13 protein-coding genes are annotated in these 20097 nt (G+C 71.8%); 5 read left to right on the top strand and 8 right to left on the bottom strand.

Features of this window, described 5'->3' with window-relative positions:
* Positions 1–70: 70 nt before the first annotated feature.
* Together AC1DZA_RS08460 and AC1DZA_RS08455 are read right to left on the bottom strand one after the other, a co-directional pair.
* Complete coding sequence (locus AC1DZA_RS08460; RefSeq protein WP_476761523.1) at positions 71–1729, bottom strand: ABC transporter substrate-binding protein; 1659 nt, start codon at positions 1727–1729, stop codon at positions 71–73.
* A gap of 52 nt (positions 1730–1781) precedes the next feature.
* Entirely contained in the window at positions 1782–4379 is a 2598-nt protein-coding gene (locus AC1DZA_RS08455) for a beta-glucosidase (protein WP_476772413.1), read from the bottom strand.
* Positions 4380–4600: 221 nt separating this feature from the next.
* Between AC1DZA_RS08455 and AC1DZA_RS08450 the strand changes: the two genes are divergently transcribed.
* Together AC1DZA_RS08450 and AC1DZA_RS08445 are read left to right on the top strand one after the other, a co-directional pair.
* The gene (locus tag AC1DZA_RS08450; protein WP_476761525.1) at positions 4601–5239 is read left to right on the top strand and encodes a TetR/AcrR family transcriptional regulator; all 639 of its coding nucleotides are present in this window, start codon (positions 4601–4603) and stop codon (positions 5237–5239) included.
* Positions 5240–5251: 12 nt separating this feature from the next.
* A complete protein-coding gene (locus AC1DZA_RS08445; protein WP_476772412.1) occupies positions 5252–6391 on the top strand; it encodes a M20 family metallopeptidase in 1140 nt (379 codons plus the stop codon).
* Here AC1DZA_RS08445 and AC1DZA_RS08440 read toward each other — a convergent pair.
* The 3 genes from AC1DZA_RS08440 to AC1DZA_RS08430 form a co-directional block, all read right to left on the bottom strand.
* Positions 6354–7787 (bottom strand): MFS transporter, encoded by a 1434-nt coding sequence (locus AC1DZA_RS08440; RefSeq protein ID WP_476772411.1) that lies wholly within the window; start codon positions 7785–7787, stop codon positions 6354–6356. The genes AC1DZA_RS08445 and AC1DZA_RS08440 overlap by 38 nt on opposite strands.
* Before the next feature lie 109 nt (positions 7788–7896).
* Positions 7897–8679 (bottom strand): endonuclease/exonuclease/phosphatase family protein, encoded by a 783-nt coding sequence (locus AC1DZA_RS08435; protein WP_476772410.1) that lies wholly within the window; start codon positions 8677–8679, stop codon positions 7897–7899.
* A 148-nt stretch (positions 8680–8827) separates the two neighbouring features.
* Positions 8828–12673 (bottom strand): S8 family serine peptidase, encoded by a 3846-nt coding sequence (locus tag AC1DZA_RS08430; protein ID WP_476772409.1) that lies wholly within the window; start codon positions 12671–12673, stop codon positions 8828–8830.
* A gap of 191 nt (positions 12674–12864) precedes the next feature.
* On the opposite strand from AC1DZA_RS08430, the gene AC1DZA_RS08425 reads away from it, so the two are divergent.
* A complete protein-coding gene (locus AC1DZA_RS08425; RefSeq protein WP_476772408.1) occupies positions 12865–15786 on the top strand; it encodes an ATP-binding protein in 2922 nt (973 codons plus the stop codon).
* On the opposite strand, the gene AC1DZA_RS08420 is transcribed toward AC1DZA_RS08425, so the two are convergent.
* Positions 15783–16673, bottom strand: coding sequence for a serine protein kinase RIO (locus AC1DZA_RS08420; RefSeq protein ID WP_476772407.1), 891 nt, complete (start codon positions 16671–16673; stop codon positions 15783–15785). The two genes, AC1DZA_RS08425 and AC1DZA_RS08420, sit on opposite strands and share 4 nt — an antisense overlap.
* Before the next feature lie 247 nt (positions 16674–16920).
* On the opposite strand from AC1DZA_RS08420, the gene AC1DZA_RS08415 reads away from it, so the two are divergent.
* Both AC1DZA_RS08415 and AC1DZA_RS08410 read left to right on the top strand, forming a co-directional pair.
* Entirely contained in the window at positions 16921–18504 is a 1584-nt protein-coding gene (locus tag AC1DZA_RS08415; protein ID WP_476772406.1) for an MFS transporter, read from the top strand.
* Positions 18501–19127 carry a TOPRIM nucleotidyl transferase/hydrolase domain-containing protein gene (locus AC1DZA_RS08410; protein WP_476772405.1) on the top strand — a complete coding sequence of 209 codons (627 nt, stop codon included), beginning with the start codon at positions 18501–18503 and terminating at the stop codon, positions 19125–19127. Before AC1DZA_RS08415 ends, AC1DZA_RS08410 begins: the two co-directional genes overlap by 4 nt.
* 2 nt (positions 19128–19129) lie before the next feature.
* On the opposite strand, the gene AC1DZA_RS08405 is transcribed toward AC1DZA_RS08410, so the two are convergent.
* Positions 19130–19396, bottom strand: coding sequence for a hypothetical protein (locus AC1DZA_RS08405; protein ID WP_476762040.1), 267 nt, complete (start codon positions 19394–19396; stop codon positions 19130–19132).
* Between the two features lie 104 nt (positions 19397–19500).
* A complete protein-coding gene (locus AC1DZA_RS08400) occupies positions 19501–20055 on the bottom strand; it encodes a hypothetical protein (RefSeq protein WP_476772404.1) in 555 nt (184 codons plus the stop codon).
* Between the last annotated feature and the right edge of the window lie 42 nt (positions 20056–20097).

Below are 20097 nucleotides of genomic sequence, written 5' to 3'. Positions count from 1 at the left end.
CACATCCTCGTGAGGTGGGGAGCCGGTGCGGTGCGATGCGAAGGCATGCACCGCACCGGCTCGGAGCGTACTACTCGGTCGGCTTCAGCTTCGACAGGATGAGCGCCGCCTGCGGACCCGTCGGCTGCGGGTTCACGTAGGGGTCCTCGCTCGTCGGGAAGCCCGTGTAGTTCACCGTGGAGTACTGCGCCACGGCCGGACGCGACCAGATGATGATGCCGGGCACGTCCTCGACGAACCGCTGCTCGATGACGTCGAGGGCCGCCTGGCGGTCCTCATCGCTCGTCGCCGACTTGTACGTGGCGAGCGCCTGGGTGACCTCGTCGTTCTGGTAGCGGCCGAAGTTCCAGTTGGCCGTCTCACCGAGCGGGACGTAGGAGGCGCCGTCCATGATGTTCGAGTACATGTTCCACGGGGTGGTGCCGCCATCGGTCCAGTGCAGCGACGCCTGGAAGTTGCCGAACGGGATGGTGTCGTTGAACCACGTGTCCTGCACGATCGGCTCGACGGTGGCCTCGGCGCCGATCGACTCCGCACCCTCGGCGATGATGCCGAGCGCGTCGAGGTAGTCGGTCCAGCCGCTCGGGTTCGTGAGCGTGAAGGTCACGGGCTCGCCGTCGGGGTCGATGAGCTTCTCGCCCTCGTAGGTGTACCCGGCATCCGTCAGCACCTTCTTCGCACCGTCGACGTCGACCGAGAGCTCCTGGCCTTGGTACTCGTCGGAGATGAACGCGTCGCCCGAGGGCTGCGGCAGTCCGGTCACGCTCGTGATCTCGGGCCACACGCCGTACCCGGCGGTCTCGGAGATGTCACCGCGGTCGACGACCATGTTCAGCGCCTGCCGGAACGCCACGTTGTTGAACGGCTTCGTCTCGGTGTTGAGGTAGAGCACGTCGACGCCGAAGCCGCCGCCCGCGACCTGCGCGTAGTGGTCGGGGTTCTTGGCGATGAACGTGGACTCGTAGTCGGGGATGAACGTCCATCCCCACTGCGCGTCACCGGTCGTGAGGGCCGTGGTGAGGCCGGCGTTGTCGTTGAACGCGTCGTAGCGCAGCTGGCCGACCGTGGGCTTGCCGCCCCAGTAGTCTTCGTTCGGCACGAGCGTCACGGCCTGCGGGGTGAACGTCTTGAGCGTGTAGGGACCGGTGCCGATCATCTCGTCGTCGGTCCAGTTCACGGCGTCCTGGTCGGCCCAGAGGTGCTCGGGCACGATGAGGAGCTTGTAGAGCTTCGCCCGGTTGACGAACTGGCCGGTGGTGAAGTCGACGGTGACCTGGTTGCCGTCGACGCTGATGTCGCCGTACTGGTCGGGGAAGTCGATGTTCAGCTCGGGGTTGTCCTTGCGGAGCTGGATCGAGAAGGCGATGTCCTCGGCGGTGAAGTCCTCGCCGTCCGACCACTTCACGCCGTCGCGAGCGGTGATGATCGCCTGGGTCGAGTCGTCGTTCCACTCCACCGACTCGGCGAGCCACGGGATGGGGTCCTGCGTCGGGTCGATGTCGTTGACCTGCATGAGCGACTCGTACACGGCGTACGCGTAGCCGAGCGACAGCGACGCGGAGCCCGTGGCGAGCGGGTTGTGGTTGGGCTGCTGCGGGCCGTTCGGCATGCCGACGGTGAGCACCTTGCCACCGGTGTCACCGTCCCCGCCGCTGCCTGCGCTGCACCCGGTGAAAGCCAAGCCGGCGGCGACCAGTAGGGCGCCTGTGGCGAGGATGCTCTTTCGCATTTCCATGCCTCCTTGCATTTCGTGTGTGGGTTGGTGCGTGGTTCTGTGGTGCTCAGCCCGAGATCGTGTGCGTGGTCTCGAGGCGGAGGTCTCGTGAGCTGCGCCCGGCGCGCAGGCGGTAGGCGCCGACGGGCAGCGTCCAGCCGGCGGCATCCGTCGACCAGGTCTCGAACGACCGGCGTGCGAGCGGGATGTCGACGGTGGCGGTGTCGCCCGCGGCGACGTCGACGACCGCGAAGCCGGCGAGCCAGCGCACGGGGCGCGACTCGTCGTCGTCGGCCGAGAGGTAGAGCTGCACGACCTCGCGGCCGTCGCGGGCCGCGACGTTCGCGATGGTCACGCGTGCGAGCGCGAGGTGGTCGGTGCTGCCGTCTTCGCCGGTTCCGGATGCCGCGTCGACGAGATCGAGCGAGCGGTACTCCCACTCGGCGTACCCGAGTCCGTAGCCGAACTCGCGGGCGGGCGTTCGGCCGAGGCGGTCCCAGCCGCGGTGGCCGACGTCGACCCCTTCGGCGTAGTCGATGAACCCGTCGACGGGGATGCCGTTCGGCACGGGCGCGTCCGCCTCGTCGGCGGGGAGCGTCCACGGCAGGCGCCCGCTCGGCTCGATGGCGCCGCTCAGCACGGCCGCGAGCGACCGGCCGGCCTCCTGGCCGGGCAGCCACCACCAGAGCACCGCGGCGACCTCGTCGAGCCACGGCAGCAGCACGGGCGCGCCGGCGTTCACGACCACGACGGTGCGGGGGTTGGCGGCGACCACGCGGCGCACGAGCTCGTTCTGGCGGGCGGGCAGCGCGAGGTTCGGGCGGTCCCAGCCCTCGGACTCGGTCTCGGGGTTCGTGCCCACGACGACGACCGCGAGGTCGGATGCCGCGGCCGCCGCCACGGCCTCGTCGAGCTCCTCGTCCACCGTCCGGCCCGGCGCGCGGTAGCGGAAGTGCAGTCGCACGAACCGCCCATAGGACTCGCCGTCGATGACCTGCAGGTCGGCCTCGATGCGCACGGTGCGCGGGGCGGCGGTCTCGACCACCGTCTCGACGGTCGGCGGGTTGGCGTAGCTCGAGTTCAGCACGACCTCGACGCCGACGTGCGTGTCGGACTCGGCCCGGTGCACGCCGTCGACCGCGACGCGGTGCGCGCCGACGGGTGCGAGCTCGATGACGTGGCGTCCGGCGCGGTCGAGCATGACGTCGGTGATGAGCCGCACGGATGCCACGCGGTCGTCGTCGATCGGGAACCAGAGGCTCGCGGCATCCGGAACCTGCTGGGAACCGATGACCGCGCCGGCCGCGTCGAGGTGCTCGATGCGGATGCCGCGCCCGCCCTCGGGGGTCGTCAGCAGCTCGGCGGGGGTGAGGGGTGCGCCCATCGTGGTGGCGCCGCCGCGGTGCAGCTCGACCTTCGCGGCGGGGAACGCGGCGCGGATCGCGTCGAGCGGGTCGCTCACGTGGGGTGCGGTGACGAAGGCGCTGCCCCCGCCCTGCGTGAAGGGCGTGACGGCGTTGTGGCCGATGAGCGCGATGCGGGCGGGTCCGTCGGCGCCGGGCGAGACGGGGAGCAGGCCGCCGTCGTTGCGGAGCACGACGGTGGAGCGGGCGGCCGCCTCGGTGAGGAACGCGGTCACCTCGTCGTCGCCCGGATCGCCGGTGGCGCCGGTGGCGTCGAACGGGAGCGTCTCGCCGGCGAGCCCGCTGAGGGCGCCGACGCGCTCGGCGAGGCGCACGATGCGGGCGACCTTGTCGTCGATCGCGGCCTCGGGGACGCGTCCGTCGCGGACGGCGGCGAGGAGGCCGTCGGCCCAGGGGCCGCCGGGGCCGGGCATGACGAGATCGAGGCCGCCGAGGGCCGGCTCGACGGTGGTCTTCGTGGCGAGCCAGTCGCTCATCACGACGCCGTCGAAGCCCCATTCCTGCTTCAGGATGCCGTTCAGCAGGGGTCCGTGCGCCGTGGAGGTCTGTCCGACCCCATGGAGGACGAGGCCGTTGTACGCGGCCATCATCGTCCACACGCCCGCCTCGACGACCGCCTCGAACGGTGCCAGGTACACCTCGCGCAGGGTGCGCTCGTCGATGCGGCTGAGGTACTCGGTGCGGTCGGTCTCGGTCTCGTTGCCGACGAAGTGCTTGACGCAGGCCGCGATGCCCTGCGCCTGGATGGCGTCGACGAACGCGACCGCGAGGCGCGCGGTCAGGAACGGGTCCTCGGCGAGGCATTCGAAGTGGCGCCCGCCGACGGGGCTGCGCTGCAGGTTCACGACGGGGGCGAGTACGACGTCGACGGCCTTGCGCCGGGCCTCGGCGGCCATCAGCGTGCCGAGGCGGGCCTGCAGGTCGACGTCCCAGGTCGCGGCGGTGGCCGACGGGGCGGGCAGCTGCGCCGACGGCAGGCCGTCTTCGCCGGTGCCGCGCACGCCGATGGGGCCGTCGGAGACGGTCATCGTGCGGAGCCCGATCTCGGGGATCGCCCGGAGGGTCCACGTGGCGGCGCCGGTGAGCAGCGCGACCTTCTCGTCGAGGGGGAGCGTGGCGGCGACCGCGATGGCATCGAGAGCCGGGGAATCGGCGATCGTCTCGGTGCCGGCCGTGGACTTGTCGGAGTCGAGGGACTCGTTGGAGTCGAGGGCGCCGGCGGCGGTCGTCGTTGAGCTCACGCCTATACTCCATTCACGTCTCGTCGTTGAGTGACGAGGGACATGCTGGCACACTTACTGACTTGTAAGTAAGTTCGAGAACGTCACAGTTCGGTAACGTCGCGAGCGGGCCCGTATCGGGTCCGCGCCGCGGGTGCTGCACTCGACTCGCGGGCTCGCCGAGGCATCCGGCAGCGTTGCGGATGCCGCGACGACGAGCCGCACAGGAAGGAACCACCGTGGTGGACACAGCCCGAGACGACCCGCGGGGCAGGCCCGCCGCCGAGCGCGTGCAGCGGCCGCAGGCCCGCACGACCGAGCGTCGCGAGGCCGTGCTCAAGGCCGCCATGAACGTGTTCGGAGCCCGCGGCTACAACAAGGGCGCCCTCGTCGAGGTGGCCGAGCAGGCCGGCATGACCCACGCGGGCGTGCTGCACCACTTCGGCAGCAAGGAGGGCCTGCTCGTCGCGATGCTGAAGTACCGCGACGGCGAGGAGGTCGCCGGCGTGCCGGCCCGGGCGCAGACCGAGGGCCCCGCGTTCCTGCAGCACCTCGTCGACACCGTCGAGGAGAACACGCATCGCCGCGGCGTCGTGCAGGCGTACTCCGTGCTGTCGGGCGAGTCGGTCACCGACGGGCACCCGGCCCATGACTACTTCCAGGAGCGGTTCCACATCCTGCGCGCGAAGATCGCCGGCGTGCTCGGGGAGGTGTCGGGCAACACCGACGAGCAGGAGCTCAGCGACGCGGCATCCGCCCTTATCGCCATGATGGACGGTCTGCAGGTGCAGTGGCTCCTCGAGCCCGACGCGATCGACATGCCGCGCATCCTGAGCCGCACGATGGACGAGCTCGTCGACCGGCTGCGCGGCACGGCGTAGGCCGTCGACTCCATGCGCGTGACTCCCGATCGCGTCGAGGCCATGCTCGACGACCTCGCACGACTCGTGCGCGCCGAATCACCCTCCGACGATCTCGTCGCCGTCGCCGACAGCGCCGGGGTCGTGGCCGACATCATGACCGCACGACTGGGCCGGGCACCCGAAGTCGTCTCCGTCGACGGGGTGCACCACGTGATGCTGCGGGGGCGCGATCCCCGGGTGCTCGTGCTCGGCCACCACGACACCGTGTGGCCGATCGGCACCCTCGCCGAGCTGCCGTTCCGCGTCGCCGACGGGGTCATCACCGGGCCGGGCACGCTCGACATGAAGGTCGGGCTGGTGCAGGCGATCCACGCCCTCGACCTCGTGCGCGCCGAGATCGGGCTCGACGCCGTCACCCTCCTCGTCACCGGCGACGAGGAGGTCGGATCCCCCACCTCGCGCGCGCTCATCGAGGCCGAGGCCGCCCGGTGCGACGCCGCCCTCGTGCTCGAGCCAGGTGGTGGCGGCGGCGAGCTGAAGGTCGCGCGCAAGGGCACATCCAACTACCGGATCGAGGTCGAGGGACGGGCGGCGCACGCCGGGCTCGAGCCCGAGCGCGGCGTCAACGCGGGCATCGCGCTGGCCGGCATCGTGCTCGCCCTCGACGCCATCGCCGACGCCGACGCGGGCACGACCGTCACCCCCACCACCCTGGCGGGCGGGACCACGGCGAACACCGTGCCCGCGCGGGCGCACGTCCAAGTCGACGTGCGTGCGCGAACCGTCGGCGAGCAGCAGCGCGTCGACCGTGCGATCCGCGCGCTCACCACGCCCGTGTCCGGCGCCCGTATCACGGTCACCGGTGGGCCGCACCGCCCTCCGCTCGAACGCTCGGCCACGAACGGCCTGTTCGAGCGGGCGCGCGCGCTCGCCGATGTGCTGGGGCAGCCCGAGTCGGTCGGCATCGCCGTCGGCGGGGCATCTGACGGCAATTTCACCGGCGCGCTCGGCGTGCCGACCCTCGACGGCCTCGGCGCGGTCGGCGGCGGCCCCCACGCACCCGACGAGCACGCGCTCGTCGGGTGGATCGCGCCGCGCACGGAGCTCCTCGCGGCCCTCGTCGTCGACGTGGTCACGCGCGCTCGGCCGGCACCTTCACGTACAGCATGAGCACGAACCCGGCCGCGATCACGATGACGATGCCGAGGATGCCCCAGTACGTCGCGCCGAACACCGCGATGAACGTCGCCCAGAGCAGCGGCGACAGGAAGCTCGCGGCACGTCCGGTCGTCGCGTAGAGGCCGAAGATCTCGCTCTCCCGACCGGCGGGAGTGACGCGGGCGAGGAACGACCGCGAGGCCGCCTGGGCCGGCCCGACGAAGAGCGTGAGCACCAGGCCGAAGACCCAGAACACGAGCTTGCCCGAGTCATGGAGGAAGAACACGAGGAGCCCGGCGGCGATCAGGCCGCCGAGTGCCGTGAGGATGACGGCACGCGGCCCGAAGCGGTCGTCGAAGCGGCCGGCCACGATCGTGGAGACACCGGCGAGCAGGTTCGCCGCGATGCCGAAGATCAGCACCTCGTTCGACGAGAAGTGGAACGCGACCGCCGCGATGACCGCGCCGAACGCGAAGACGCCGGCGAGCCCGTCGCGGAAGACCGCGCTTGCGAGCAGGAACCAGAACGTCGGGCGCGAGCCCTTCCAGAGCGCCGCGATGTCGTGCACCAGCACGACATAGCTGCGGAAGAACGACACCCGCTCGCGGTGCGGCGCCGGCGGCGCCTCGGGTACGTACACGAGCACCGGCCAGGCGAAGAGCAGCGTCCACACCGCGCAGCCGAGCGCGATCACCCGGTAGGCGAGTCCGTTGTCGGTCGGCATCCCCCACCAGTCGAACGTCGTCGCGACGACGACGAGCACGAGCGCCACGATGCCGCCGACGTAGCCGAGTCCCCAGCCGAGTCCCGAGACCTTGCCGACCGTCTTCGGCGTCGACACCTGCACCAGCATCGCGTTGTAGTTCACTCCGGCGATCTCGCTGAACACCGTGCCCGCGGCGATCAGCGAGATGCCGAGCACGAAGTACGCCGGAGCGCCCTGCACGAAGAACAGCGCGACCATGCACGCGACGAGGGCGGCGGTGGCGCCGCCGAGCCAGAGCTTCCGACGGCCCGCGACATCCGCCCGCTGGCCGAGCACCGGCGCGAGCACCGCGATGAGCACGCCCGAGATGGTGATCGCCCAGCCGAGGGCGCTGGCGAGCTCGCCCAGCCCGCGTTCGTACGCCGGGTCGCCCTCGCCGAGCGCCGCGACGGCCGGGTCGAGGAATGTGTCGCTGGTCAGGTACAGCGCCGTGAACACGAACGTGAGGATGACCGAGTTGAACGGCTGCGTCGCCCAGTCCCAGAGCGCCCACGAGATCACCTGACGACGCGGGATGACCCGGCCCTCCTGCAGCTGCAGGCCCATCACCCGGATCGCGCCGGAATCGGCGGTCGCCGGGGGGACGGGCGTGCCGGGATCGGCCGGCGTCGTGCCGGCGGGCGGCTCGGGGGGAAGGGTCATGACGGAAGCCTCGTTCGGTCGAGTGAACGGAAGATGACGAGCCTCGGGCGGCCCGGCATCCCCGGTGGATCGGCGCTGATCCTGCTGCACTGTAACGCTCGAGAACCCCTCAGGGGAACCGCACATCCGCGACGACCGGGAAGTGGTCGGATGGGAACCGCCCGTCGACCGGTGCGTCGACCGTGAACGCGGCATCCGCCACCGCACCGGCGCCGCGCCGCACCAGCACGTGGTCGATGCGCCGGTCGATCTCCTTCGTCGCCTCGAGCGGCGCGAAGGGCACCGCGGAGCTCAACGTCACGGCCTCGGGGTCGCCGCCGGCGAGTTCCCACGTGTCGTCCGCGACGGCGGCGAGCGGGACGAACTCGGGCTGGCTCGCGTCGCAGTTGAGGTCGGCCAGGAGGAAGCGTGGCAGGCCGGACGCCGCCGCCGCGAGCAACTCGGCGAGGCGCCGGGTCTGCGCCAGGTGGTCGTCCGCGAAGTCGGGCTCCCATTCGGTCGCCGCCACGATCACCTCGAACGGGGTCTCGGGGTGATCGATGCGCGCCGTGAGCGCCGTCGGCGCGACCTGGCGGTGGCTGACGGGGAGCTCGTGGCTCCCGATGTCGCGGATCGGCCAGCGGCTCACGAGCCCGATGCCCATGAGCACGCCCGCCTGGTCGGGGTGCTCGGGCGGATCGGGCACCGGCGGCAGCGACGGCGCCACGAAGGCCGCGTGGAGTCCGAGGTGCTCGGCGACGACGTGCGCCTGCGACGTCTCGTCGGTGCCCCAGCACTCCTGCAGGCCGATCACATCGGGCTCCAGCTGCTCGAGCGTCGTCAGGATCCCGGCCTCGCGGGCCCGCCAGTCGGGCCCGAAGCGCCACAGCACGTTCCACGTCACGAGTCGCACGGCCGCGAGACTAGGCCGCGCCGCGGCATCCGGAAACCCCTTGACCCGGTGTCCGCCGTCGACTCGGTGACGACGCTCATCGAGATGCGCGGATGCCGCAGCGGCGCCGCCCGGGATGGGCGACGCCGCTGGTGGGATGACCCGTCGACTACCCGGCCGGCAGCGGATCGACGTACGACAGCGTGGTCATGTCGGAGTCGCTCTCGTCGAAGCCCTCCAGCACCGCGCTCGAACCGCTCACGAAGACGCGGAGCCGACCCTCGTCGGTCACGTCGCTCGTGATCGAGGTCGCCGCATCCGTGCCGGAGCCCGCGTCGTAGTCAGCCGACCACACCTGCTCACCCGTGGCAAGGGAGTAGGCGATGGTCTCGTAGTCTCGGCGCGACTCGACGTTGTCCACGAACCCGGTGATGATCACGTGGCGGCCATCCGGGGTCACCGTGGCCGACTGCGCGATGTCGAGCGCGTTCGCCGTGCCGGCGTGCCGGGCGACCCACAACTGCGCTCCCGTGGCGGTGTCGTACGCCACGGTGGCGTAGTCGGAGTCGGTGCCGACTCCGTCTGAGTTGCCCGTGACGACGAGGGTCGCTCCGTCGGGCGAGACGACCGACGTACGCGGGGTGTCCGTCGCTGCGCCGTCGCCGTCGTAGCGGGTCGTCCAGAGCTCCTCGCCGGTCGTGCCGTCGTAGGCGATGGTCGCCCAGTCGTTGCTCTCGGCGCCGCTCGACCCCGAGACGAACACGGTGCCGGTCTCGGCGATGGCGACGGCCGTCGGGAGGTCGATGCCGTGTGCGGGGCCGTCGTGCTGGGCGGACCACAGCTCCGCTCCGGTGGCGGCCTCGTAGGCCACCGTGCCGAAGTTGGTGAGTCCCGATCCCTCGGCGCCCGCGCTCTGGCCGGTGACCACGACGGTGCTGCCGTCGGGGCTCACGGCGATGTCGCGAGGGTCCTCGGTCTCCTGGCCAGGACCGTCGAAGTACGAGATCCACACCTGCTCGCCCGTCGTGGCGTCGTAGGCGATGGTCGCGTAGTCGGTCGACTGCTCCCGGGTGGCCATGCCGGTGATGAAGACCAGGTCACCGGTCGGACTCACCGTCAGGCCGGCCACGAAGTCGCCCACGCCCTGCTCGTCGAACCGCTGCAACCAGCGCTGCTCCCCGGTCGTGGAGTCGTAGGCGATGGTGACGAAGTCGGACTCGGTGCCCTCGCCGCCGGAGCTGCCGGCAACGAACACCGTCGAACCGTCGGGGCTCAGGCCGAACCCGGTCAGTTCGTCGCCGCCCTGGACCGGGCCGTCATAGGTGGTCGACCACAGTTCCTCACCCGACTCGGGGTCGTAGGCGGCCGTGATGAAGTCGGGTCGGAAGGTGCCGAAGCCCGCGGGGTAGCTGTTCCCCGCGACGATGAGGCGCGAACCGTCGGAGGTCACGGCCGATCCGAACGCCTCGTCGTCGGGCCGGCCTGCCGGCCCCGCAGGCCCGTCGAAGCGTGCCTCCCACGTCTCGGCGCCGTTGCGAAGGCCGCGCACGACGATGGGACTGCGCACGTCGTGATCGCCGTCGCTCCAGGTCAGCTGTCCCGCGAGCGCGCCGCTCTGGGTGCCCTCGGGAACCGTGAGGGTCAGCGCGAACTCGGCGCTCTCGCCGGGTTGGAGCGTCAGCGTGCTGGGCTCCACGGTCACCTCGAGTCCCTCGAGTCCCGTCACCTGGGCGGTGTACGTGCTCGCGGCATCGCCGACGTTGGTCACCGATCGCGTCACCGTCTGCTCCGTGCCGTTCACCCGGCCGACCGCGATCGACGCGAGGTTCAGGTCGCTCGCGTCGAGCGAATGGCCCGCCGCCTCCAGGTCGTCGCAGGATTGCTGCTCGACCCCGTTCGTCGTCCCGCACAGGAAGGCCACCCAGTCCTCCAGGCCGCTGTCATAGACCAGGCCGGGATCCACGGCGGAGTTCGGGGCGACGTGCCCCGCACCCTGCCCGTAGAGGGTGGTCGGATCGTTCGGGTCGGCGTCGAGCACGTCGGTGCCGGTGGTCATGAGCGCCGACTTGATCATCATGGGCGACCAGTCGGGGTGCCGGTCGGCCAGCAGGGCCGCCAGTCCCGCCACATGCGGTGCCGACATCGACGTGCCGCTCATCAGGTTGAACTCCATGCCGGCCTGGCCGGGAGGGGCGACCGCGGCGAGGATGTCCTGGCCGGGTGCGATGAGGTCGGGCTTGAGCAGGTCGCCGCCGGCGGCGCTGCTCGGCCCCCGCGAGGAGAACGCCGCCACGGTGGGTGCCGGTGCGTCGAGGTTCACCTCGCCCGCCGCGATCGTCGCCGTCGCGCCCGCCGTGGCCGCGTAGGCCTTGAGGGCGGCGCGCTCGGTGTCCGCCACGTGCACCGTCGGCACCGCGTGGAAGTCGGCTACGACGTTGTCGGGCGCCGTGTTCACGAGCACCATTCCGACGCCGCCGGCCTCCGCGACCGCGCGGCTCTTGTTGACGCGCGGGTTCTCGCCGCGGTCGCAGAGGACGATCTTGCCGGCGACGAGCGCAGGGTCGAGCACGGGCGTGCCGCCGTTGTCGGACGCGGACCAGCACTGCTCGACCTTGTAATCGGCAGCGCCGCGGATCCCGGCGCGGGCCGAGTCGATGAAGGGGGCGGGTCCGACGGCGGTCGGGGCCGCCGAGGCGCCGGCGTGCTCGGAGCCGTCACCCAGGGTGACCGATCCGACGAGGCTCCGGTTGTGTGTTCCCGCAGCCACCGTGGTGACCCACGGCGACGGGTGCGCGACGGTGCCCGCCGTGGGGCCGTCGTTCCCTGCCGACGCGGCGACGAAGATGCCGCTCGCGGCCGCGTTGAGGAAGGCGATCTCGGCGGGGTCGAGCAGGTCGCTCGCCGTTCCCGAGACGGAGAAGTTGATGACGTCCACCCCGTCGGCGACGGCCTGGTCGATGGCGGCGACGATGTCCGAGTTGTAGCCGTTCGCCGTCGAGCCGTCCTCGGCCGACCACAGCGCCTTGTAGGCGGCGACCCGGGCGCGCGGGGCGATGCCCGTGATCGCACCGAGCGGAGCGGCCGGCCCCGTCACCTCGACGTCGTGGTTGCCGGCCGCGGTCGACGCGGTGTGCGTGCCGTGCCCGTTGTAGTCACGGGGAGACAGGAACTCCCACGGGAGCTCCGCGGCCACGCCGGCGTCGCCGCCCCAGGCGGCATTGAAGTGGCGCGCCCCCACCAGCTTCTTGTTGCAGAGGTCGGCATCCCATGAATCGTCCCCGACGGTCTGCTCGGAGTCGCAGCGACCGGCGAACTTCAGCGGCTTGTAGGCCAGCTTGCCCTTCTCGGCATTGCCCACCCGGTCGGAGAAGCTCGGGCTGTCTGGCCAGATGCCCGAGTCGATCACGCCGATGACGATGTCCTCCCCGGCACCCGCCGTCTTCGTGGAGCCCTCGGGGCCACCGAGCTGCTCCCAGATGCCGCCGGGTGCATCGAGGCCGAGGAACGAGGCCGTGTTCGAGGTCGTCGACTCGACGAGCTCGTCGGGGGTCACCGCGACGACCTCCGGCTGCGCGGCCAGGTCGGCAGCCTGGGCCGCAGTCAGCTCGGCCGAGAAGCCGTCGAACGCGTAGACGTACTGCTGCTGTGGCGTGCCCTTGCTCACCTTGGCCAGGGCTGCGCGCTGGGCGCCGTGCAGGTGCTCCGAGTACGCCGCGACCTCCGACGCCTGGGGGTCGAGCTTCTTCCCTCGTTCGGGCCGGGTGCGGTTCAGGCCGGGCACACCGCCGTCGTACGACGCGACCGGGTCGAGGGCCAGCTGCACGATGTAGGTCTGGGGCTCCGTCTCGGCCTTCGCCTCCGCCCCTTCCGCGGGCTCCGGCGTCGCCCCGGGTACCGTCACCTCGACCTGCGCCTCATCGTCTGCCCCGGCCTGGGCGGCTCCGGCCGGGTCAGGCGCGGCGACCGCAGCCTGTGCCCCGGTCGCCAGCAGCGCCGTGGCGGCGAGCGCCGCCAACCAGCGCCGCCCCCCGCGTGATCGTGTCCAACCTGCGTGTCGCATGGTGCCCTCCGAGTCCGCCCGCCGACGCGGGTCCGCTGTGGGGACGCTATGCGGGGAAACACCGTCGGAACATCCGTGTTTTACACTGGCTTTTGCTCAGCGCACCGGGTTCGCACCACGGGCCCGCACCGTGTCACGGATGGGAGTTGCCCGAGATCAGCGCCCACCATCGCCCCCCTCCCCGGCCGTCATCGTCGGCCTCGGCGCTCGTGGGCCGCGACCGCGACCTGGATCTCCTGCGCGCCGCGCTCAGCACGACCCCGTCCCTCACGATCGTCGAAGGTGAGGCGGGCATCGGCAAGAGCCGACTGGTGCGCGAGGTGGCCGGCGACCCGGCGCTGTCCCGGATGCTCGTGCTCATCGGCCAGTGCGAGCAGTTGCATGAACCGTTCCCACTCGGCCCGGTGCTCGACGCGCTCCGACAGGCCGCGCCGGCGATCAGGCCGGAGGCACTGGGAGCGCTCACCGGAGCGCTCGCCCCCCTCATGCCCGAGCTCGCGCACCTCCTGCCACCCCCGCCGCCCGCCGTCGCCGAGCCTGGTGCCGCTCGGCACCAGGTGTTCCGTGCCGTGGCCGAACTGCTGGAGCACCTGGGGCCGGTGGCGCTCGTCATCGAGGACGCGCACTGGGCCGACGGCGGCACCTTCGACCTGCTCCGATTCCTGGCCTTCCACCAGCCGCCGAACCTCGCGGTGCTCCTGACCGCCCGAGCGGAGTCGGGGCCGCTGCCGATCGGCGAAGCCTTCGCCCGGGCCCCCGCCGGCCCGGCGACCATGCTCAGGCCGGCGCCGCTCGACACCGCCGAGGTGCGGGAGCTCGCACGGCAGGTGCTGGGAGTCGACCTGTCGGCACGCGTCGCCGAGGAGCTGCGGGAGAAGACGGGCGGCATCCCGTTCGTGCTCGAAGAGGTGCTCCGCACGCTGCTCGAGCGCCTGCCCGAGAGCCTCGAACTGCTGGACGGCCTCACCGTGCCGACCGCGCTGCGCGAGGTGGTGCTGCAGCGGCTGTCGGTGCTCGACCCGTTGGCCCGCGAGATCGTGGGCGTGGCGTCGGTGCTGTCCCGTCGCGTGGATGTCGAACTGCTCGCCGCCGTCGCCGAGCGCTCCACCCGCGAGGTGGTGGGCGCCATCGCGAGCGCCCAGGCCGTCGGCCTGCTCCAGGACGAGGATGATCGACCGCAGTTCCGGCACGCACTCGCCCAGCAGGTCGTGTACGAGAGCCTCCCGGCCACGAGTCGGCGCTGGCTTCATCAGCGGGCGACGGCGGCGATCTCGGCACGCCCCGGCCCTGCCCCCAGCGCGCGGCTGGCGTACCACAGCAAGCGGGCGGGGAACACGACCGAGTTCGTCCGCTACGCCGAGCAGGCGGCGGATCTCGCCGTCACGAACGGCGACGACTCGGCGGCCGCCCGGTTCCTCCTCGAGGTGGTCGAGTCCGGTCGGGTGCCGCTCGCCGTCCGGGTGAGGCTGGCCGGGAAGCTCGGTCGCGTGGCGGTCGACGGACTCGCGCACACTGAGGCCGTGCCCATCCTCACCCGGCTGTTGGAGGGCGGCTCGCTTGCGCCGGCGGTGCGTGGCGAGTTGCGCTTCGCATTGGGACGGATGCTGCGCCAGCAGGGGCTGGCCCGAGCCGGCTTCGACCAGATCCGGATGTCACTGCCCGACCTGCGGGACCGGCCGGCCCTGGCGGCCAGGGCGCTCGCAGTGCTGGCGGTGCCCGAGATCGCCGTGGGCGCGCACCTCGACGCGCATGCCGCCTGGGGTGAGCAGGCCGAGGAGGCGGCGCGGTTGAGTGGGGACGCCGCGGTCGACCTCGCCGTGCGGATCGCCCGTACCTCCCTGCTGCTGGAGCAGGGCGACCCCGGTGCCTGGCGCGCGATCGACGAGGACCGGAACGGCGCGGCGCTCGCATCGAATCCACGCGAGCACACCCGCGCCTGCCTCAACTGGGCGCAGGGTGCGCTGCACGTCGGACACGTCCACCGCGCCGACGCGCTGATCGCGGAGGCGAAGCAGGTCGCGGCCCGCGCCGACTACGTGAGGGTGGCTGGCGTGATCGACCTGGTGTCGCTCGCGACCGACTTCTTCGCCGGACGGTGGGCGACGATCGCCGAGCGCGTGGACGCGTTCATCGCGGAGCCGACCGAGTTCGGGGGCGCGGTGGTCGACGCGCGGCTGCTGCAGGCGGCACTCCTCGCCTCCACCGGCAGTGCCGTCGAGGCGGCTCGGGCGCTTCGGGGCGTCATCCGCGACGCCGCGGAGGTCGGCGTGGTGTGGCCGCTGGTCGCCGCTCGGACGACGCTGGCGCAGTTGCTGCTGGTGGTCGACGATCCCGTGGCGGCCCACGAGCAGGCGACCCTGGCGCTCGACCTCATCCGGGCGAAGGGGCTGTGGGCGTGGGCGGGAGAGCCGGTGCAGTGCATCGTCGAGGCACGGGCGGCACTCGGGGAGGTGGCCGGCGTCGGGCCGCTGGTCGACGAGTTGGCTGCCGGGATCTCGGGGGCGGATGCCCCGTCGGCGCAGGCCGCCCTCCTCGTCTGCCGGGCGATCGCGGCCGAAGGGAGCGAGGAGGGAAGCGACGCCGCCGAGGCCGAGCGGATGCTCGACGAGGCACTGTCGATCGTGCAGCACGCCGGAGCGCGCGTGGCGGAGGCCAGGATCGCCGAGCGCCTCGGCACGTTCCGCCTCTCGCGTGGTGACGACCGCGGGTCGGCCCCGCTCGCATCGGCGCTCGCGATCTTCGGCGAGCTCGGTGCCCGTCGGGACTTCTCACGGGTCTCACGGGAGATGCGCGAGCACGGGATCGCCATCCCGTCCCGGTGGCGGGGCGGGCGGCGCTCCCTCGGGGTGGAGCTCTCCGAGCGCGAGCGCGAGGTCGTGGAGCTCGCCGCGGCCGGCCTGACCAACAAGGAGATCGCAACCGAGCTGTTCCTCTCGATGCGCACCGTCGAGAGCCATATGTCGAAGGCACTGCGCAAGCTCGGCGCCCGCTCGCGGCGCGACCTGGCCCAGTCGCTCCAGGAGGCGGCGGCCGCGGCGGACCCGGGGCCGACGGCCGCCCGCGCCTAGAACCCCACCTCGCCGACGAGCTCACTGAACAGCTCCTCGGCGTCGCACTCGAGCCGCTGCCTGGTGAACCAGTCGCACACGTTGACGCAGTCGCGGTGCAACAGGTCGAAGCCCTGCGGGTTCGAGACGAGGTCGACGACCTGCGGCAGGTCGATCGCGACGACGCGGCCGTGGTGCACGAGCAGGTTGTACGGCGAGAGGTCGCCGTGCGCGAGCCCGGCGCGGGCGAGGAGCCGCATGAAGTCGACCACCTGGTGGAAGAGCTCGCGGAGCTCCGGGGCATCCGCTCGCACCTGTGCGAGTCGCGGCGCGGCGACCCGGCCGTCGCCGATGAACTCCATGAGCACCTCGGTGTCGTGCACCTGCACCGGGTACGGCACGGATGCCCCGAGCTCGGTCAGCCGGGTCAGCGCGTCGAACTCGGCGTAGGCCCACTGCACGCGGGCCACGGCTCGACCGAACGAGGTGCCCTTGGCGACCGCGCGCACGTCGCGGGTGCGACGCAGGCCACGGCCCTCGGTGTAGATCGCCGACCGGTGGAAGTCGGAGTGCTCGCTCGTGCGATACCGCTTCGCGGCGAGCAGCACGCGGTTGCCCGGCACGTCGGCCGGGGCATCCGGGATCGCGCGCTCGATGAGCTCGAGGTTCGCCTCCTTGCCGGTCTTCACGACGCCGAGCTCGGTGTCGATCGCCGCGGCCGAGGTCACGAGCCAGTCGGGGCGCGGCTCGGGGCCGCGCTCGGTGGGGATGGTCGCCGGCCAGGTGGACCAGCGCTGTCCCTCGCCTGGCTCGGCGGCCTGGAATTCGAGGGAGTCGGATGCCGCGCCGAACGGCGTGGCGGAACGGGTGCTCGAGGTGGTGTCGTCGAGCGACGAGAGGAAGGTCACGGTGTCTCCGAGGTTGCGGAGGCCACCGACGTGCCGGCCTTGCGGCTACGGGCGGGAGGCCTCACAGGAAAGGGTGTCTGCGATGCGCGCGACGACAATGACGTTCATCGGACTCTCCCTTCGTCTCGGTGCTGCGGATGCCGCGACTGCGGCCAAGACGCGAGCATACGCCCCGCGCGGCGGGCCTGTCCAGAGCTTCTCCCCCGCGCCTCTATCGGCGGCGACCACGAGTGTGGTTGGGTGAGCCATGAGCGCAGGGCAGGGCGCCACGGCGCCGTTCAACGGACGACTCGCGATCCTCCTCGCGATGGCCATGTTCGTGCTGGTCGTCGACACCTCGCTGATGAACGTGTCGATCTCGGCCGTGGTGCACGACCTCGACACCACGGTGAGCGGCGTGCAGGGCGCGATCGCCCTCGAGGCGCTGGTCTCGGCGGCATTCATCCTGATCGGCGGCAAGACCGGCGATCTCATCGGCCGCAAGCTCGCCTACGTGCTCGGACTGCTCGGCTATGCGATCGGCGCGATCGCGATGGTGTTCGCCCAGGACCTCACGGCGATCATCATCTTCTGGGCGATCATCGGCGGGATCGGCGCCTCGCTGCTGCTCCCGGCCATGCAGTCGCTCATCCACGGCAACTTCGAGGGCGCCCAGCAGAAGCGGGTGTACGCGCTCGTCGGGGCATCCGCTGCCATCGCTGCCGCCGTGGGGCCGCTGCTCGGCGGGTTCATCACGACGTTCCTCTCGTGGCGCGTCGGCTTCGCGCTCGAGGCCGTCATCATCGCCGTCGTCCTGGCCGGCATCGGGCTGGTGAAGGATGTGCCGTACCACGGCGATCGGTCGATCGACCTCGTCGGCGCCCTGCTGTCCATCGTCGGCATGGGCGGCGTCGTGACCGGCATCCTCGTCTGGCAGGAGGGCGGCGGCTACGTCGGGCTCATCATCGGCATCGGCGTGCTCGCCCTCGGGCTGCTCGTCTTCTGGCTGCGCAGCCGCAAGCGCCGCGGCAAGCCCACGCTCCTCGATCCCGCGCTCTTCGAGTCGAAGATGTTCCGCGCCGGGGCCAGCGGTCAGCTGCTGCAGCAGATCACGCTCGGCGGCACGATGATCGTGCTCCCGATCTACCTGCAGATGGTGTTCGAGTACAACGCGCTCCAGGCGGGACTCTCCATCGCACCGCTCTCGCTGAGCATGTTCGCGGTCGCGCTGCTCGCCGGGCGTGGACTCAAGCAGCGTCCGTCGAACATCATCCTGTGGGGCTTCGTGCTCGTCGTGGCGGGCCTGGCGATCCTCGTGCCGCTCGTGCCCATCGCCGACTCGGGCTGGTACCTCACGATCCCGCTCATCATCTCGGGCTGCGGCCTCGGCCTGCTCGTCTCGCAGCTGAACAACTACACGCTCTCGCCGATCTCCGACGAGCGCGTGAGTGAGGCGGCGGGCGTCAACTCGGCGGCCGGCTCGTTCGGCCTGTCGTTCGGGCTCGCCTTCGCCGGCGCGATCATGCTCGCCACACTGGCCTTCACGTTCACGGCGAGCGCCGACGCGAGCACCGTGCTCTCGACGGAGGAGCAGCAGCAGGTCTCCTCGGTGCTCGAGGAGGATGCCGAGATCATGACCAACACCGGGCTCGCGGAACTGCTCGTCGACCAGACGCCCGAGGTGCAGGAGGAGATCCTCGCGATCAACGCGGATTCCCGCATCATCTCCCTGCAGGTGGCGCTGCTCGTCCCGATCCTCGCGGGCCTGCTCGGCGTGCTCAACGCGTTCCGCATGCGGCGGCTGCCCGACCCGAAGGCCTCCGCGGCGGCGGAGGGGACCATGCTCGGATGACTCGTGAACCGCGCGGCGGTCTCGATACCGGGGTACGCGGTCCCGCCATGGACGGGGCTGAGGCGTCGACGGTGGTCCTCGTGGAAGGGGAGAGCGATCGTCGTGCACTGCTCGCCCTCGCGAGGCGGCTGGGCCTCGACCTGACGGCCGCCGGCGCCGTGGTGATCGCGATGCACGGAGTCACCAACCTGCGCCACCACCTCGCCGAGCTCGACGGGCGGCCGACGCCACCCCGGCTCCTCGGGTTGTACGACATCGGCGAGGCCGCGACGGTCGGGCGCATGCTGGCGTCGGCGGGCCGGCCGGATGCCGCGTCGTCGGGCGATCTCGAGGCCCAGGGCTTCTTCGCCTGTTCGCTCGACCTCGAGGACGAGCTCATTCGCGCCGCGGGCCCCGCCGTCATCGAGGAGGTGCTCGCCGTCCATCGCGATCTCGCGCGATTCCGGGTGTTCCAGCGGCAACCCGCGCAGCGGGAGCGCCCGATCGAGGGGCAGCTCCATCGATTCGCCGGGACTGCTGCCGGGCGCAAGGCCTGGTTCGCCGCGGACGTCGTCGAGGTGCTGCCGCTCGATCGCGTGCCGCTGGGGATGGCGCGTCTCCTGGGTGAGGCGACGGCCGACTGAGGTCAGCGGCCGTGCTCGGCGAGGATCTGGTCGATGTCGATCTGCCCGAGCAGGCGCTGCCAGTCGAGCTCGCGCGCGATGGCGGCGACGTCGGGGTCGGCGAAGGCCTTGCCGTTGCGGTGCACCACGACGCCGGTGGGCACGAGCTCGTTCAGCCGGGCGAGGATCGCGTCGTCCACCGCCTCCGTGTCGAAGTCCGCGCCGATGCGCGAGTAGGCCTCGGCGGAGAGCGTGTACGAGACGAGTCCGACCTCGATGGGTTCCGGCATGGCGTGTCCTCCCTGGGCAGCGTGGTCGTGTCCAGTCTGGCAGTCGCGTTCGGCTGCCGCTCCACGCGTCGAACGGCGACAGCCGCGGACGTATCCGCTTCGGGCTACGCGGGCGGGGCGAGCATCGTCGCGTACGTCGGCGCGCTGACGAACGTGAGCGTTCCGCCCGCGAGCACCGCGACCGAGCTGATGCCGCTTGCGGGATCGACAGGACCGGTGAAGGAGCCGGCGACCGGCTGGCCGCTCTCGACGTAGCCCAGCTCCGCGAGCGTCGACCGCCACGCCGCCTCGTCCGCCGAACCGAGCGGCAGCTGCACGACGGTGAGCGCGATGTCGGTCTGCGGCTTTCCCCACGCGCACGCGAGCGCTCCTGCCTCGGTCATCCGCTCGACGAGCGGGTACCCGACGCCGACCCCCGTCGGGGCGAGGCCGTCGTCCGCGAGCTTCTGGTAGGCCTCGTCCGTGAGGAGGGTGTCGCAGGTCGCGGCGGGCGCGGCGTCGGGAGACGGGACCGGTGACGGCTCCGACGTCGAGGACGGTGCCGTCGTCCGCGACGGCGACGGGGTCTCGCCGACGTCGCCCGGCTGTGCGCATCCGGCAAGGAGCATGATGGCGAGCACGGCGACGAGCGAGCCACCGATGGCAGGGCGTCGGATCATGGACCGGAGCCTACGGTTCGCCGCGACCCGTGTCCATCAGGG

The sequence above is a fragment of the Agromyces sp. P2_B3 genome (assembly GCF_056404815.1).
Note: the sequence above shows the minus strand (reverse complement) of the source record. Positions and strands in the feature narration are given on the sequence as shown.